The sequence below is a fragment of the Lentisphaera marina genome, from assembly GCF_028745505.1.
Lineage (GTDB): Bacteria > Verrucomicrobiota > Lentisphaeria > Lentisphaerales > Lentisphaeraceae > Lentisphaera > Lentisphaera marina.
On the sequence record NZ_JAQZZL010000001.1, the window covers coordinates 1,617,070 to 1,631,844 of the forward strand.

12 protein-coding genes are annotated in these 14,775 nt (G+C 37.7%); 9 read left to right on the forward strand and 3 right to left on the reverse strand.

Going from position 1 to position 14,775, the window contains the following annotated elements:
- Window positions 1-195: 195 nt before the first annotated feature.
- From PQO01_RS06705 to fucP, 8 genes are all read left to right on the forward strand, one after another.
- Window positions 196-1,449: a DUF1552 domain-containing protein gene (locus tag PQO01_RS06705; RefSeq protein WP_274313262.1), complete on the forward strand. Its 1,254-nt coding sequence runs from the start codon at window positions 196-198 to the stop codon at window positions 1,447-1,449.
- Entirely contained in the window at window positions 1,446-3,842 is a 2,397-nt protein-coding gene (locus PQO01_RS06710; RefSeq protein ID WP_274313263.1) for a DUF1592 domain-containing protein, read from the forward strand. Before PQO01_RS06705 ends, PQO01_RS06710 begins: the two co-directional genes overlap by 4 nt.
- A 10-nt stretch (window positions 3,843-3,852) precedes the next feature.
- Window positions 3,853-4,587 (forward strand): 3-keto-disaccharide hydrolase, encoded by a 735-nt coding sequence (locus tag PQO01_RS06715; RefSeq protein ID WP_274313264.1) that lies wholly within the window; start codon window positions 3,853-3,855, stop codon window positions 4,585-4,587.
- The gene (locus PQO01_RS06720; RefSeq protein ID WP_274313265.1) at window positions 4,584-5,651 is read left to right on the forward strand and encodes a lactonase family protein; all 1,068 of its coding nucleotides are present in this window, start codon (window positions 4,584-4,586) and stop codon (window positions 5,649-5,651) included. The genes PQO01_RS06715 and PQO01_RS06720 overlap by 4 nt, the downstream gene beginning before the upstream one ends.
- 152 nt (window positions 5,652-5,803) lie before the next feature.
- Entirely contained in the window at window positions 5,804-6,415 is a 612-nt protein-coding gene (locus PQO01_RS06725) for a sigma-70 family RNA polymerase sigma factor (protein WP_274313266.1), read from the forward strand.
- Between the two features lies 1 nt (window position 6,416).
- Window positions 6,417-8,423, forward strand: a complete 2,007-nt coding sequence (locus PQO01_RS06730; RefSeq protein ID WP_274313267.1) for a serine/threonine-protein kinase — start codon at window positions 6,417-6,419, stop codon at window positions 8,421-8,423.
- A 136-nt stretch (window positions 8,424-8,559) separates the two neighbouring features.
- Window positions 8,560-10,647, forward strand: a complete 2,088-nt coding sequence (locus PQO01_RS06735; protein ID WP_274313268.1) for a glycoside hydrolase domain-containing protein — start codon at window positions 8,560-8,562, stop codon at window positions 10,645-10,647.
- Between the two features lie 137 nt (window positions 10,648-10,784).
- Window positions 10,785-12,149, forward strand: a complete 1,365-nt coding sequence (gene fucP / locus PQO01_RS06740; RefSeq protein WP_274313269.1) for an L-fucose:H+ symporter permease — start codon at window positions 10,785-10,787, stop codon at window positions 12,147-12,149.
- A gap of 302 nt (window positions 12,150-12,451) precedes the next feature.
- Here fucP and PQO01_RS06745 read toward each other — a convergent pair whose 3' ends face one another.
- Together PQO01_RS06745 and PQO01_RS06750 are read right to left on the reverse strand one after the other, a co-directional pair.
- The gene (locus PQO01_RS06745; RefSeq protein ID WP_274148590.1) at window positions 12,452-12,649 is read right to left on the reverse strand and encodes a hypothetical protein; all 198 of its coding nucleotides are present in this window, start codon (window positions 12,647-12,649) and stop codon (window positions 12,452-12,454) included.
- A 2-nt stretch (window positions 12,650-12,651) separates the two neighbouring features.
- Window positions 12,652-13,218, reverse strand: a complete 567-nt coding sequence (locus PQO01_RS06750) for an ATPase (protein ID WP_274313270.1) — start codon at window positions 13,216-13,218, stop codon at window positions 12,652-12,654.
- A gap of 536 nt (window positions 13,219-13,754) precedes the next feature.
- Here PQO01_RS06750 and PQO01_RS06755 point away from each other — a divergent pair.
- Window positions 13,755-14,366 carry a ThuA domain-containing protein gene (locus PQO01_RS06755; RefSeq protein WP_274314063.1) on the forward strand — a complete coding sequence of 204 codons (612 nt, stop codon included), beginning with the start codon at window positions 13,755-13,757 and terminating at the stop codon, window positions 14,364-14,366.
- A gap of 4 nt (window positions 14,367-14,370) precedes the next feature.
- Here the strand turns inward: PQO01_RS06755 and PQO01_RS06760 are convergent, their stop codons facing one another.
- Window positions 14,371-14,760, reverse strand: coding sequence for an RbsD/FucU domain-containing protein (locus PQO01_RS06760; protein WP_274148595.1), 390 nt, complete (start codon window positions 14,758-14,760; stop codon window positions 14,371-14,373).
- Window positions 14,761-14,775: the final 15 nt, after the last annotated feature.

Below are 14,775 nucleotides of genomic sequence, written 5' to 3' on the forward strand. Positions count from 1 at the left end.
CTTTTCATCACATGTCAGTTCTTTTATTTTAACGAATTAGTCCTTTCGCTTTATTTTTACAAAAACGACAAGGAGTTTGCAAAAAGTATGAGAGTTCGCAAGTTTTTTATACTTTTTATAAGGTTTAGGAGCCTCCTTCTGTCTCACTGCAGCTTATCTCTTCGTAAAAGTATTAACTAAGAATGAAGGTTTTGTATGAACAGAAGGGATTTTTTACAGGGTTCTGGTGCTTTTTTAGCTCTGCCTACACTGGAAACTTTTGCTAGAGAAAAAAGAAGTACTCCACCACTAAGGCTTATGTTCATTGGTTTTCCCTGGGGTGTAACGGGTAAAAATAATTGGTTCCCAAGTTCTACGGGTAAAAATTTCGATATTACAAAAGGTCTGAAGCCTCTAGCGAAACATAAAAATGATCTGACCATCTTTAAGAATATTTCCCCACTTCACAATGCCCATCACCCCCATAATACATTGGCATATTATTTGACATGTATGAATTTTAGAAAGTCCAATGGTGGGATTTATGATTTAATTTCCTGTGATCAACTCGCGGCAGAAAAACTTGGGGTCAATACCCGTTACTCATCATTGCAGTTGTCGTCTTTAGGGAATGAAGGTGCAGGAGCTGGTTTGTCTCTAGCATGGGACAAACTGGGGAAACCTGTACCCGGTTATACTGATCCGGTGGCTCTTTTCAATGAGTTGTTTGGCGATGGCAAAGTGACCGTTGAGCAGCGACGAGAGATGATCAAAAAAGAAAGGAGCATTATGGATGCTTTCCGTTATCAAAGTCGTATCCTGGAAAGAAATGTATCCAAGTCTGATAAAGATAAATTGGATGAGTACTTCACTTCTATTAGGCACATAGAAAAAGGTCTTACTAAATCTGAGCAGTGGATCGATACACCTAAGCCGAAGGCGGATATGACCAAGCCTAAAAAAGGACTGCAGGGTAAAGCTCAGATTAAAGTCATGTACGACCTCATGGTTGCAGCACTTCAAACTGATCTGACGCGAGTTATATCTTACCGTCAACCGCTCAACGCCTTGTTAAAAGAGTTATCATTAAGTAATGCTCATCCCATTAATCATCATGGTGGGAAGCAGGAATTAATTGAGCAATCAATCATCAAAGACCAAGCCCAAAGTGAACTGTTTTCCTATCTCATTGAGCGCCTTAAGTCGATTAAGGAATTTGATAATTCCAGCCTGTTTGATAATACAATTTTGACTTACGGCAGCGGGGTGCGTAGCGGACATATGAATATTAAGTTACCTATCATTGTAACAGGTAAGGGAAAAGGTAAAATTAAGCCAGCCGGTTATGTGGAGCTCAAAGAGGATAAAAATCGCTTGAGTAATTTATGGCTCACAATTTTGCAAAGTGCCGGTCTGGAGATCGATAGCTTTTCCCACAGTAATGGACTGATAGACGAAATACGAGTATGAAGTACCTGACCCTCATATTTCTTACGATTTCATCAATCTATTGCGATGATTTCTCTCGAAAGCTTAAACCATTTTTGGAGAAGCATTGTATTTCCTGTCATGGCCCTGATAAGCAGAAAGGTAAGCTGCGACTCGATGATATTTCGATGAATTTTTCCAGTTTAGATACCGCTGAGCAATGGCAGTTTATTTTAGATGAACTTAATGGGGCAACTATGCCGCCTGAAGATGAACCCCAGCCTAGTAATCAGGAGCTGACTGAGGTTTTGGAGACTTTGACTTACCAAATTGAAAATGCTAAGAAAATTCATAAGGGGAAAAATCGTGAAGTGATTATGCGCCGCCTCAATAAGCGTGAATATATCAATACTATGTACGAACTGACGGGTGTGCGCTTAAATACTGCAGATGTGATAGATGACCAAAATACTGCAGATTACGATAACCATGGAGAGGGTCTCTATGTCTCATCTTTTTTATTGGGTAAATACCGTGAATATGCTTTTACCGCCTTAGACAAAGTATTTTCCAAAAAGCCACTAAAAGCTATACGTTTTGAAGAACGAAGTTTAGCACAAGTAAAAAATGACTGGGCTAAAAAGCAAATAGCAGAAATTAAAAAGAAGAATTTTCAGAGCAATAAAAGTTCAGGGAGAAAGAATAATCGTGAAGACCTCAGAGCAAAGCATGATCATCTTCAAAGTTATTTAGCGCAGCCCTTTGTCGATGAAGGGCAGGTCTTGGATCATAATGAGGAGATTCATATAAATACAAAAAAAGGCAAGCAAGGGCTTTTTAATGGCTGGGGTGATTACAAAATTGCCATTGAGGCACAAGTCAAAAATTTAAAAGCCGGCACCAAAGTCTACCTGGTTATTGGCGACCGTCATTTAGATATCTCTAAACTCAAGGATAAAAAGCAGGTGCTTGTTTTTAATGTTTACTGTCAAATAAAGACAAATTTAAAAATAAAATTTTACCTTGATCAGGGGCAAGGCAACAAGGGCAAGCGCAAGAAAAGGTCAAAAGGTGAATTTCCACTTATCGACCCCCATGCCCCGAAGCTAATTTTAAAATCTTTAGCTATTGAATATAACGATAAAAGTATTGCCCCTGATGCCTATAAAAAGATTTTTCCCGTAGCTAAAAAAAATACTGAATCCTATGAACGTTATGCAGGCAATGTTATTAAATATTTCGCAAATAGAGCTTATCGCGGGCGGAAGATCTCTTTTGAATTTTATAAGTTTTTGATGGGGATTTATAAAGATAGCATCAAAAAGGGCATTGATGAGATTGAGGCTTTTAAGGAACCGTTGGCAATTATTTTATCATCTCCCAAGTTTGTCTATCTCACTGAAGTATCGACTACTAACAATAAGTATATTTCAGACTTAGAGCTGGCCATTCGACTCTCTTATTTTCTTTGGAGCGCACCGCCAGATAAAGAGTTGCATAAGCTCGCTTTTTCCAAAAAGTTAAGAAATCCATCGGTGCTTAAACAGCAGCTTATTCGCATGCTCAGGGACAATCGCTCACGCGCCTTTAGCGAAGGTTTTTTCAACAAATGGTTGCAGATGGGAAATCTCAATCTGATCGAAGTCAAAAACTCTCATGACTCAGGTCCCTTGAAATACAGTGTTCAATTGGAGAAGCTTTTAAAACAGGAACCATTGGAGTTTTTTAGGAAATTACTCATTAGTAATCTGAGTATCGTAAATATGATCGATTCTGATTTTTTGGTTCTCAACCAAACTTTGGCTTCCTATTACAAACTGCCAGTTCAGATCTCAGAGAATAAATTTCAAGCAGTCAAATTACCAGAGAATTCTCCAAGAGGTGGTTTGATGGGTATGGGTGCTATTCTTGCCATGCTTGGAAATGGTGACAGAAGTTCACCGGTTCTTCGCGGTAATTTTGTTTTAACTAAAATGATGGGACTTCATTCCCCTGAGCCACCCCCAAATGTACCTGATCTGGAAGTTCAAACTCATGGTAATATAAAAGAAAAGCTTTTAGCTCATCAAGCGAAGCCTCAATGTGCGTCCTGCCATAAAACAATTGACCCGGCTGGTTTCGGTCTTGAGTCTTTTGATCAATCGGGTCAATGGGTAGGAATCAATCGACAGAATAATACTGTTGTTAAGGGAAAACTTCCCGGATTAGGAGAGTATAAAAATTATTTTGAGCAGCGGAACCTATTGCTTAAAAATAAAGACAATTTCGCCAAGGCATTTATCGAAAACTTATCTTCCTACGCATTTGCCAGGAAAGTAGGTTTTGCGGACTCCGCATTAATCAGTCGTCTTTCAGCTAAAGCTAAAAAGAATAATTACCTGCTGAGGGACATTGTCTGTGACATTGTCCTCAGTAATGAATTTAAAATGAAGTAGGGAGTGAGAAATGAATTTAAAAAACACAGGATCTATTCTATGTTTGTTAGCGTCCAGCTTTGCTTGGTCAAATAATGTCTCTGGATTAGAGGGGGAATGGTCTCATTACTCACCAAGTAATTTTGAGCAGGAATGGGAGGTAAAGGAAAATGGTTTTAACAGTCGCCGTTTGAGTAAGAAGTCACAGAAAGTTTTTTCAGTTAAAGAAGATGTATTTACAGTCGAATCAGAATATCAAAGTATAGGAAAGTTTCTTTGCACAAAGAAGTCTTATACGGATTTTATTTTCGAAGCAGAAGTAATGACCAATAACCTCAGGAGCGGTGCTTTTGTAGCTTATCATGCTCAGTTTTTGGATAAAAAATGGAAAGGCAAAGGACGTACATATAAAAGCTTGTATGGCTTTACTTATGGCTTTGGTAATTGGCCACAAACAACTGGTGAGGCAGAAATTCGCTACACGGGAAGTAAAAGCCTTATTGCTGACCATAAGGAAGTAGAGTTTCAAACAAATAAATGGCACAAAGTTAAAATTGTAGTCAAGGACAACACAATTCAGCATTGGTTTGATAGTGTGTTAGTTGCTGAATTGAACGATGTTCGAGAAACTCTCAAGAGTCAAAAATTGGATAAGAGTGAAGATCCCATGAAGGGACCAATTGTCCTTGGTATGCCGGGGCACCCTAAAGGTCAAAAGGACCTTATTACTGTGAAATGGAAAAATGTTCGAGTTAAGGAGCTATGATAAAGTATTTATGTCTAGTATGTCTGATTCAGGTAGTTTATTCTGAGCAGTATTTTTACCTATCCAAAAAGGCTGACAATGTTATTGAACAGTATTTGCTCACAAGTAATGGAAATCTGCAATTTCTCAGCCAATTAAAATTACCTGGAGGTCCTGGTGGATTGACTCTGTCGAGTGACTCTAAGCATATTTATTTTTCCATTAGTAACGATGAGACTATTGAACTGGGAACGGCTGTAATAAATCAAAAAGGAAAGCTTTCATTTTTGGGTAAATCAAAAATAGAGAGTGGTGGTAGCGGAACTATTTCTAAATGCGGCCACTTTTATCTTAAGTACAATTACCGGGCTAACACAGTATCAGTTTTGGAAATGGAAGAGCATCTTCATACGGGGCGACAAATTCAGGAAATAAGAACTACTAAAAACCCACATGATATTGGCGTTTCCAATGACGGGTCATTAGTATTTATACCTCACAATGGGCAGAATCGACTTTATCAATTTAGCCTTAATTCAGACTCTGGTGAACTGGAACCTTTAAATCCGCCTTATCTCGAAGGAGCAAAATTTGAAGAGCAGGGTTTCTCAGCCTTTCGCAGTCTGGCTTTTCATCCTCAAAAAAATGTAGTTTACTGCACATATGAAAAGGGTGGGGGACTAGCTTCTCTGAGATATGATGAAAATGGTTTAAAGTTGTGGCAGGAGTTCTCAACTGTTGATAAAGGTGTTCATGTCTTGCCCACGACAGTAGCCTTATCTCCCAATAAGCAATTCTTATTTGTTCCCAATAGAGGTGTTAGAAAGTCTCCCACATCAATTACCACTTTTCGCCTGGATCCAAAGAGTGGAAGGGTTCTATCTCGAGTAGGTGTATTCGAAACTTCCGCTAGTGGTCCACGGTCGATTACCGTTGATGAGACTGGTGATTTTTTGTTTACTTCATCAGTAAAAACGAATAAGACCTATCAGTTTAAAATTAATAAAGACGGATCCTTAAAATTATTTAAGGAACACAAAATGGGTTCAGGTTCAATGTTAATTATTGGAACTAAATCAAAGTAATTAAGTAAGAAACAATTAATCTAGGAGCAGATAATATACATTTTTTAAAACTGTGACTCAGTTAGGAATGACTTTGAGTTGTGTATGTGCTTTAAACGGATTATTATATTTTATTAATTCATTGAAACATTGTCAATCAAAGGTATAAATTCATGGCAGGTAATGACTGGAACACTCGCTTATCTCTTTTACAAAGAGCTAAAAATCCTGATGATCACCATGCCTGGGACGAATTTACCTTTTATTACTCGAATTTCGTTAAAGTCGTTTTGAGTGAGATGGGGGTTAACCAGAATGACAAGGATGATCTTAGCCAAATTGTTTTGATTTCTCTTTGGAAAGCCCTTCCAAAATTTGAGCTGGATAAAAATAAAGCCCGTTTTCGTACCTGGATGAGTACAGTTATTCATAACAAAGTGATTGATTATTACCGAAAAGTTAATAGTCAAAACAATAAGAATTCTAAATTTTGGGATGATAATCAAAATCAACTCACGGTGGTGCAACCTGAGATTGAGAAGATTATTCAGAATGAATGGGAAGTTTATGTAGTTCAAACTGCACTCGAACGTATACGCGAAAACTTCTCAGGTAAAGCCATGCAGGTTTTTGAAATGAGCATGGATAATGTTCCCACTAATGAGATTGCGGAAAAGCTGGATGTTGCCTATAGCTCAGTAAGTAAACTTAAAAATCGAGTTAAAGAAAGACTTGTTGTTGAGATCACGAATTTAAAATCAGAAATGTATTTATTCGAAGAATGAAATGAATGAAGATAGGGCACTTGCTAAAAAATTAAAAAGTTTCTTTCATGAGGAACCATCAGCTTTTCGCGAGTCTCCTATTTATTCCGAGCTCAGCGAGATTTCCGAGCGTTACACGAACCTGGAGCAGATTGATTCGGGGGGGATGAAATCCATTAAACGAGCCTTTGATCTCTCCACGTCCCGAAATGTGGCCTTTGCTGAGTTACGTAATCCGCAAGATGAAAAGCTCTACGAAGTTTTTCTCAGAGAAGCAAGACTTACGGCTCTTCTTGAGCACCCCAATATCATTTCTATTCATGATGTGGGGCTCAATGATGAAGGTCAGCCTTATTTTACGATGGATCTCAAAGAGGGGGATTCATTATCAGATATATTTAAAAAACTGAGTTCTGCCGATGAAAGTTATTTAAAGAGCTATTCATTACATGAACTACTGATGATTTTTGTTAAGATTTGCGAAGCAGTGGCTTTTGCGCATTCAAAGAATGTTATTCACTTAGACCTCAAACCCGATAATATACAAGTTGGTGATTTTGGTGAGGTTCTTGTCTGTGATTGGGGACTAGGAAAAATACTAAACAACACCGATAAAGAAGGTGTATATGAAACTCTTCTTGATGTGGATTTACTCAACCATATAAGCTCCAACAATAAAGTTGTCGGTACGCCTGGTTTTATGTCCCCTGAACAAATCGAAAAAGCTAGAGAGCCTGATAAGCGCTCGGATATCTACTCTTTAGGAGGAATTCTATTTTCTATTTTAACTTACAAGAGGCCACTAGAAGGTGAAATTGAATACATGCTTAAATGTACTGTACGAGGGATTTTAAAAGACCCTCAAGATCTGGTGGACTATACTTTACCTAATAGTCTTGTTGCCGTAGTAAAAAGAGCTATGGCTCTGAAACCTGAAGAACGTTACTCAAGTGTTTTGGAATTAAGATCAGATGTTCAAAAATATCTATCAGGATACTCAACAGCTGCTGAAGATAGCAACCTGTATAAAGAGTTTAAATTATTTATAAAGCGAAATAAAGCGGCTTCATTGATTACCTTAATTGCTCTGATATTCATCACTTGTCTAAGTTTCTTTTTTATTGATGCACTAAAAGAGGAAATTAGTGAAACTAAAAAGGCTAGCAAAAGAGCTGAAGTTGCCGCAGAGCAATTTAAAAATGAACGTAACAAAGCCAATAATTTACTCGATGAGCTTACCGAAACTTTTTTGCAGGAAGCTCAGTTGGCCTCAGAAACTTTTGTATATCAGTACCCATCGGAGTCATTAAAAAGTACTTTAAGCAAATCCGAAAAGATCCTGGAAACAATCCCAGACCATCCCATTGCTCGAGAGCGTTATATTTTATCATTGTTTATTATGCAGCGTTTCGATAAATTATTAGAGTCACCATACAAAAATCCCTCACCTTTATTGGTCGAGCTTGCCAAAAAATATGAGCCTTTGATTAACAAAAAAACAAATAAATTAGATATACTAAATTTATCTCAACTCTTTGATGATATCAGCGGAAATGTAGAAAATGATTTTTCTATATGTGAAAGAATGCTAGCATATGCATCTGAGAAATCTAAATACACCGCGAGTTTTGGCTTTGCTGTAAAATCACTTATAAAAATACTCAATCCAGAATGGGATGGTGAGGGATATGAATATTCCAATAACCGTAACAAGTTAGAGTTGAAATCTCCTCAAATAAAATACCTCAAAGGTCCGGATAATAAGAGCTCCGGGCAATCAGTTCTTCGCTTTATGAGAATTGATCGATTAAACCTGAGAGGTTCAGCTATCGATGATTTATCACAACTGCAGTCAATTAAAATTGAATCACTCGATATAAGAGATACTCCGATTGATCAACTTGAAAACCTTTACAAATTAAAGAAGCTTTCGGAATTGATCGTTTATGAAGAGCAATTTCGTGGGGGACAATTAGCTAATTTGCCGCGATCAATTAGAGCCAGAGTTTTTGATAAAGAAAAAGAGTAAGGATTTGTATAATTATTGTGTGGGTGAATTTAATGGTGTCTAACTGTCTTTTTGTATGACAAGCCTACGTAAAAGCTATTTAAAGAAACTTTAACGTCAATATAAAATTGCTTTCAATAGCTGGAGACAAACCACAATGAATTTTAAATATTTACTGATTTCTATGATGATTGGTCTATTGAGCTTAAGTGCGCAACAGAATAAGCTTCATGATGCCCTAAAATATGCTGACCCTTTTTATGGCAATGCCGGCACAGACATTCCTCCTGCAAAAGGTGTAGCTGCAACCTGGAATTGGGAAAAAGCTCAACAGGGGAACACGCATCCTGGGCCGCAAATGCCATTTGGGATGGTATCAATTATTCCGTACACTGGCTCATATCCCACTGGTTACGGGGCAAATAAGAAGACATTTACAGGTGAAGCCCAGTACTTTGATAAGTACAAAGATGCTGCTTATGGCTTTACTCACATGCAGCAATCTGGTACCGGAACAATAGGTATTTATTATAATTTTCTTCGAGTAAGTCCCACCACAAACTATAACAAAGAGAACCGTAAAGCTCGCTTCAAAATGAAAGAGCAAAATGCTCATCCCGGTTATTTCAACTGTACTATAGCTGAAAATGATGTGAAGGTGGAATTAACGGCTTCGCAAAAAGTTGGCTTTCATCGTTATCATATCCCTGCGAATATGGAGAGCGCACAAATTTCAATTGACTTTTCAGAAGGTGGTCTGGATATTCGTGAGGATAATGTTCGCAATGTAAAAGCACAGAAAGAAAGTAAGACACTTTTAAGCGGTGAATTCAATCATGTGGGTTTCAATTATTATTTTGCGCTTGAATCCAGTGTGCCTTTTAAAAATGGTTCCTTCTATCACGTCATTGGAGATAGACCCGAACGTAGTAAAAATAATAAGAAGAAGAGCAAAGTTGAGATCCCAAATCCTGATCCCGATAAGTCTTTAGATCAGGCAGAAATTAAAATTAATAAACTCACAAGAAAGAACTGTCGCATGTTTTACCTGGATTATGTATTTGATGTAGAATCAGGGTCTAATGTTGAATTGAAAATTGCCTTTTCATTCAGATCTGTTGAGCAGGCAAAATCCAATCTTAAGAAGGCTCCTTCATCATTTAATGAAGCCAGGTCTCAAGCAGAATTAACTTGGCAGAAATGCCTTACGCGATTTGACTATAAAGGTAAGGATGAACGTGATAAAAGGCTCTTTTATTCCAATCTCTACCACTCATTAGTAAAACCCTCCATTTGCGATAATGAGAGCCCATTTTGGGAAGATGAAGTTTTTGTCACAGACTTTTCTACTCTGTGGGATGTATACAAAACACAAATTCCTCTACTCGTAAAATATTATCCGGAATACGCTTCAAAAGTAATCAAGGGTATGATCAATGCCATGGATGCCCACGGTTATTTCCCTTGTGGTTACCAGAAGTGTGATCCTAAAAATATGAAGAAATTTGACGGACAGTGCACAGGAATGGAGTGGGTGGCACTCGCGTACGCCTACAGACACAAAGACAAACTTGGAGATATTGACTGGAAACGTTCGCTGAAGAATGCTGAAAAGTTTGCTCAGATGGATCGCGTTCAGGAAATACTTAAAAATGGTCATGCTGAGGGGCTATCAAATACCCATACTCTCGATGTGTCGTCAGCATTTGCAGCCATCTGTTTTATTGCCAAAGGTGAGGGTATGAATGCTGTTTATAATAAATATGCAGATCACCGCAATATCTGGAAGAAGGTTTACAATTCAGACAGTGGTTTACTCAAAGAGGGCGAGTACTACGAAGGGACTCATTGGAATTATTCATTCCGTCCGCATTTCAATATGGAGGAGCGCGTTAAACTTGCAGGTGGGAAAGAAAAGTTCACAGAGCTTTTGGATACCTTCTTTGGTTTCAAAGATATTGAAGATGGTACGGTTTCTCCTGAGGGTGTAGAAGGCTTCCCTCGTCAACTGCGTAAATTCCGCTTCGAGGGTCTTAATAACGAGTGCGATATGGAAGCACCTTTTGCCTATCAATGGTCAAGTAAGCCAGAAAGAACTCAGGAAGTTATTGATGCCGTTATGAAGTATCAATTTCAGCCTGGACCTCATGGCATTCCTGGAAATAATGATAGTGGCGGAACTAGTTCCTGGTGGGTGCTTAATGCCATTGGTGATTTTCCTTTAGTGGAAAACTTCGAGGACTAATTAGCTAAGAAATCCACATGCTTTGGCAAGTGGATGTATACCTTATATTCACTTTTTACTTTGCGAATAACGCAAAGCAGTGTGCTCAATAAGCACTCTGATATTTAATATTATTTTACATATGGGAGATTAATTAAATGAATGAAAATGTATCTACGGCAGATGTAGAATTTACTGATGAAAGTCCTGAAAGTTTTCAATCAAGGGAGCCCGTCGTACCTAAAAAAATGCTATTGCCTTTTGTATTGATTACCAGTTGTTTTGCGCTTTGGGGCATCGCCAACAATATGACCGATGTCCTGGTTTCGACCTTTAAGCAGGTTATGAGTTTTAGCACTATGCAAGCTTCGTTAATTCAATTTGCCTTTTATATCGCGTATTTTTGCATGGCTATTCCTGCAGCCTTAGTTATTCAAAAGTTTAGCTATAAAACGGGTGTCATTGCGGGGCTTTTTATCTATGCCAGCGGAGCCTTTTTATGTTATCCGGCAGCACAATCACTCGATTTTAATTTTTTCTTAATCGCCTTTTTCGTCTTTGCGGCAGGCTGTGCCTTTCTGGAAACATCATGTGCACCATACATTCTTTCCATGGGCTCTGCGGAAACCGCAACTCGACGCATTAATCTCGCACAGGCATTTAATCCCATAGGCTGTATCTCAGGTATTTTACTGGGGAAGTATGTCATTCTCGCTAATCTCGATAAAACAACCGAAGCTGAAAAGGCGATAATGACTCTCGAGCAGCTTAAACAGATAAAAATCAATGATCTTTCTTATGTTGTCATGGCCTACGTAATTGTAGGAATTGTTGGCTTTGCAGTGGGAGCAACTATACTACTTAAGAAATTCCCCAAACATCACGCGGAAGAGAGCTTTGGTAAATTTTCTGAGGCTATTAGTCGACTCAGTAAAAACAAAAACTACATGGCCTCAGTTGCGATCATGTTTATTTATGTTGGAGCCCAGGTGAGTACCTGGACTTATATAATTGATTATGTCATGAGTGCAGGGATAGGAGTTAGTGATAAGTCTACAGCCTCTAACTTCATGATTTATTCAATGATTTTATTTACGGTTTCTCGCTTTATCACCACTGCTTTGATGAAAGCCTTTAGTCCAGCAACAATTATGAAAGCTCTTGCTTTTATGGCAGTAGTCTTTGCCTCTATTGCGGTCTTCGCAGGAGGGATGGCAGGTTGCATTGCCGTGGTGGGTATTTCAGGGTGTATGTTACTGATGTTTCCAACAATCTATGGACTTGGACTTACCGACGTAGGCCAAGATACTAAACTAGGAGGTTCCGGTATTATCATGGGCATTGCTGGCGGAGCCGTATTCCCATTTATTCAGGCCGCAATAATCGACACCTTCAAAAGCTCCGATACCTATAACCAGCAAGGAAACCAAGCCGGCTACACGGTTCAGATCATTTGCTTCACCCTAATCGCCATCTACTCCGTCTACGCTCGTAAAGTTGAAAAAAACTTAGTGAAATTTTAAATCTATTAACTTCATGGTAAATGAATTAGACAATTAAAATAATTATGGTGATCCACCTTCTTATATACATAATTGGATTACCTATGTAGTTTTGCATGCTTTTTTTTGAGCCAAAAAAAGCACTTACATTGCTGTAAGTGCTTGATTTGCAAAGTCGGAACGACAGGATTTGAACCTGCGACACCATGCCCCCCAGACAATCATCTAAGCATAAAACTGATCCCTTTATGGGTAGTTTTGCAACCTTTTTTTGTCTTACTGTACCAATTTAAAGTTTGATACTAGAAGTACAGAATCTAGAATTATGTTTTGGTAATGAAGGGACTGTTTTGAGTGATTTCTCCAGAAGGTAATTTGTAGTAAATTTTTCCATCTTTAGAGAATACAGATGCAATATTTTTCTTTACGTTATTTTGTATAGCTTCTTTTACAGCTTCATTACCAATTTTTTGAAATAAGAATGCTTCTTGGTATAGCTCTAGATCATTTATTTTATTCATAATTATAACTCCACGTCTTTCATAAAATCGTTAAAAATTGAGTTGTCGTTGATTGTGTAATTATCTTTAGATCCTATACAAAATTCTTTAAATATTAATTCAGAATTATAAATTAGGAACCACCTGTCAGAAACATTTTTATATATGTTCCAAAAGTTGTTTTTACTTCGATAAAACCTTCTTATTACAGCTTGATCAGGAACGTGATGTCCTCCATTAAGAACTCGTTCCTTAATTCGTTCTATGCAAACTGTCGGGTTTTCTAAAAAAATGTAAATTAATTCAATTGAATAACCATTCTCTTTTGCTTTAGAGATGATTTTTTCTAGGTATTTACCAGATAGTGTAGATTCTAAAACAAAAGACTCATTTCCTTTAAGCAGTTTTTGTAGTCTTTTAAAAAATATTTTACCTGCCGCTACTTCCCCACCAGTAGTATTGTGGGGGTCAATTTCTTTCGCTATTTCGTCTGCATTTAAAAAATAGATATTTAACTCTTGTGTTAGCTTTTTTGAAAAAGTAGTTTTTCCAGAACCGTTAGCACCCGAAACAATATATAATTTACTCATTATTAAATTCTATTTTAGATTTTTTTGTTTACATTACACTAAGTTTAAAGAAAATATAGATCGGCTTATTTTTTAGTCTAAGCCTTGATCTGTGTGGTTTTATAGGCAAGGGAGCGAAGCGACACTCCAAGTCAATCCACCTAATCAATCTGAAGCTATGTAGCTAAAGCGTGTCTAATTGTGTGTAAATATATATAAGTTTATTAGCAAATGAAGTAGACTCTAACTGTGATTAAATAATCATATTTAGTTTTGCAAGCTTTTTGGCTATTTTGTCCATCACCTGACTAATGTTGAATGACCTCATTATTTGAAGAGGGGAAGTCGTCGATGTTTAATCATACTTTTGTGGAGTAAGCAAGTTTTAGAATTGTTCTAGTAGTGCAGTTAAGCTCGTTTCAAAAATATTATCTGACTGATGAATTTTTTGCTTTTAAATTAAGAAACATCAGAAGGAAGCTGTTTTATTTAAGTTAATCAAGATACGTTACTGCAAATAAATTTCTTCGGTATTTAGCGATGAAATTTTTTTCATACTGTCAGTTGGATGGTCAGGTCATAAGCCATATGAATTTGCCGATTTTTTTGAGGGACACTTTCATGAACGGGGAATGGAGGTTGTTCATAGTCGAACTTTAGATTTTTTCGGCGATTTAAATTACCTTAAAAGGTTTGATCTAATTATGCCAAATGGGACTATGGGCGAGATCACGGAGGAACAGGAAAACAATCTTATTGAGGTAGTGAGATTAGGTGTAAACTTAGTGCGTGTTCATGTAGGCGCGGGAGATGCTTTTCGTTCCAGTCTAAATTATCAGTGGATGATTGGAGGTCAATTTCTTGGTCACCCTTACGTAGGTGAATACGAAGTAAGGCTTACTCAAAAAGATCATGCTACTTGTTCGGGAATTCCTACAAAGTTTATCGTCAATACTGAGCAGTATTATATGTTAGTCGATCCGTCTATAGAGGCTGAGACTGCTTATATTTATGAAAATCAGGAGGTTGAAATGCCGGTTGCGTGGGTAAAAAGATGGGGGAAAGGGAGAGTCTTTTATTCAAGCTTGGGACATGATCCCATCGAGTATAAAAAATTCCCTGAAATGCGGTTACTATTAACTAATGCGATAAAGTTTTTAGTTGAATAAAAGTTTAGGCGCTTTCGAGTATGATATTTGAGTAAGAAGCTGTGCCACCAGTACGAATTAAGCCAATAGCTCGCGGTACGCGTTTTTTAAACTCATCATGATCTTCGAACTCCCTTGATATGTCTTTGAGGACTTCATTAAAAGAATTTTTAATGTCTTCTTCATTCCATGAATTAAATTGTTCGGCCATCCAGCATTTGCCTACAGTAAAGTGGGGTAAGATGACTTTGAGAACATGCAGTACAGAGGGCTGATCGTCTGCTAAAGAGATATCAATAGTTTCGATCGCCGGCCAGAAAGGAAAGCCTTTGTCGGAGATGATGATTGTGTTGGTGTGGCGAACACGCATGAGTAGTTCATGAAGTGCAGGGTTGAGTAGGTCGTGATTAAACATTTTCGGTCCTAATTG

Coding starts and splice junctions, on each gene's coding strand:
- PQO01_RS06705 (WP_274313262.1), top strand. CDS start 196: ATGAACAGAAGGGATTTTTTACAGGGTTCTGGTGCTTTTTTAGCTCTG.
- PQO01_RS06710 (WP_274313263.1), top strand. CDS start 1,446: ATGAAGTACCTGACCCTCATATTTCTTACGATTTCATCAATCTATTGC.
- PQO01_RS06715 (WP_274313264.1), top strand. CDS start 3,853: ATGAATTTAAAAAACACAGGATCTATTCTATGTTTGTTAGCGTCCAGC.
- PQO01_RS06720 (WP_274313265.1), top strand. CDS start 4,584: ATGATAAAGTATTTATGTCTAGTATGTCTGATTCAGGTAGTTTATTCT.
- PQO01_RS06725 (WP_274313266.1), top strand. CDS start 5,804: ATGGCAGGTAATGACTGGAACACTCGCTTATCTCTTTTACAAAGAGCT.
- PQO01_RS06730 (WP_274313267.1), top strand. CDS start 6,417: ATGAATGAAGATAGGGCACTTGCTAAAAAATTAAAAAGTTTCTTTCAT.
- PQO01_RS06735 (WP_274313268.1), top strand. CDS start 8,560: ATGAATTTTAAATATTTACTGATTTCTATGATGATTGGTCTATTGAGC.
- fucP (WP_274313269.1), top strand. CDS start 10,785: ATGAATGAAAATGTATCTACGGCAGATGTAGAATTTACTGATGAAAGT.
- PQO01_RS06745 (WP_274148590.1), bottom strand. CDS start 12,649: ATGAATAAAATAAATGATCTAGAGCTATACCAAGAAGCATTCTTATTT.
- PQO01_RS06750 (WP_274313270.1), bottom strand. CDS start 13,218: ATGAGTAAATTATATATTGTTTCGGGTGCTAACGGTTCTGGAAAAACT.
- PQO01_RS06760 (WP_274148595.1), bottom strand. CDS start 14,760: ATGTTTAATCACGACCTACTCAACCCTGCACTTCATGAACTACTCATG.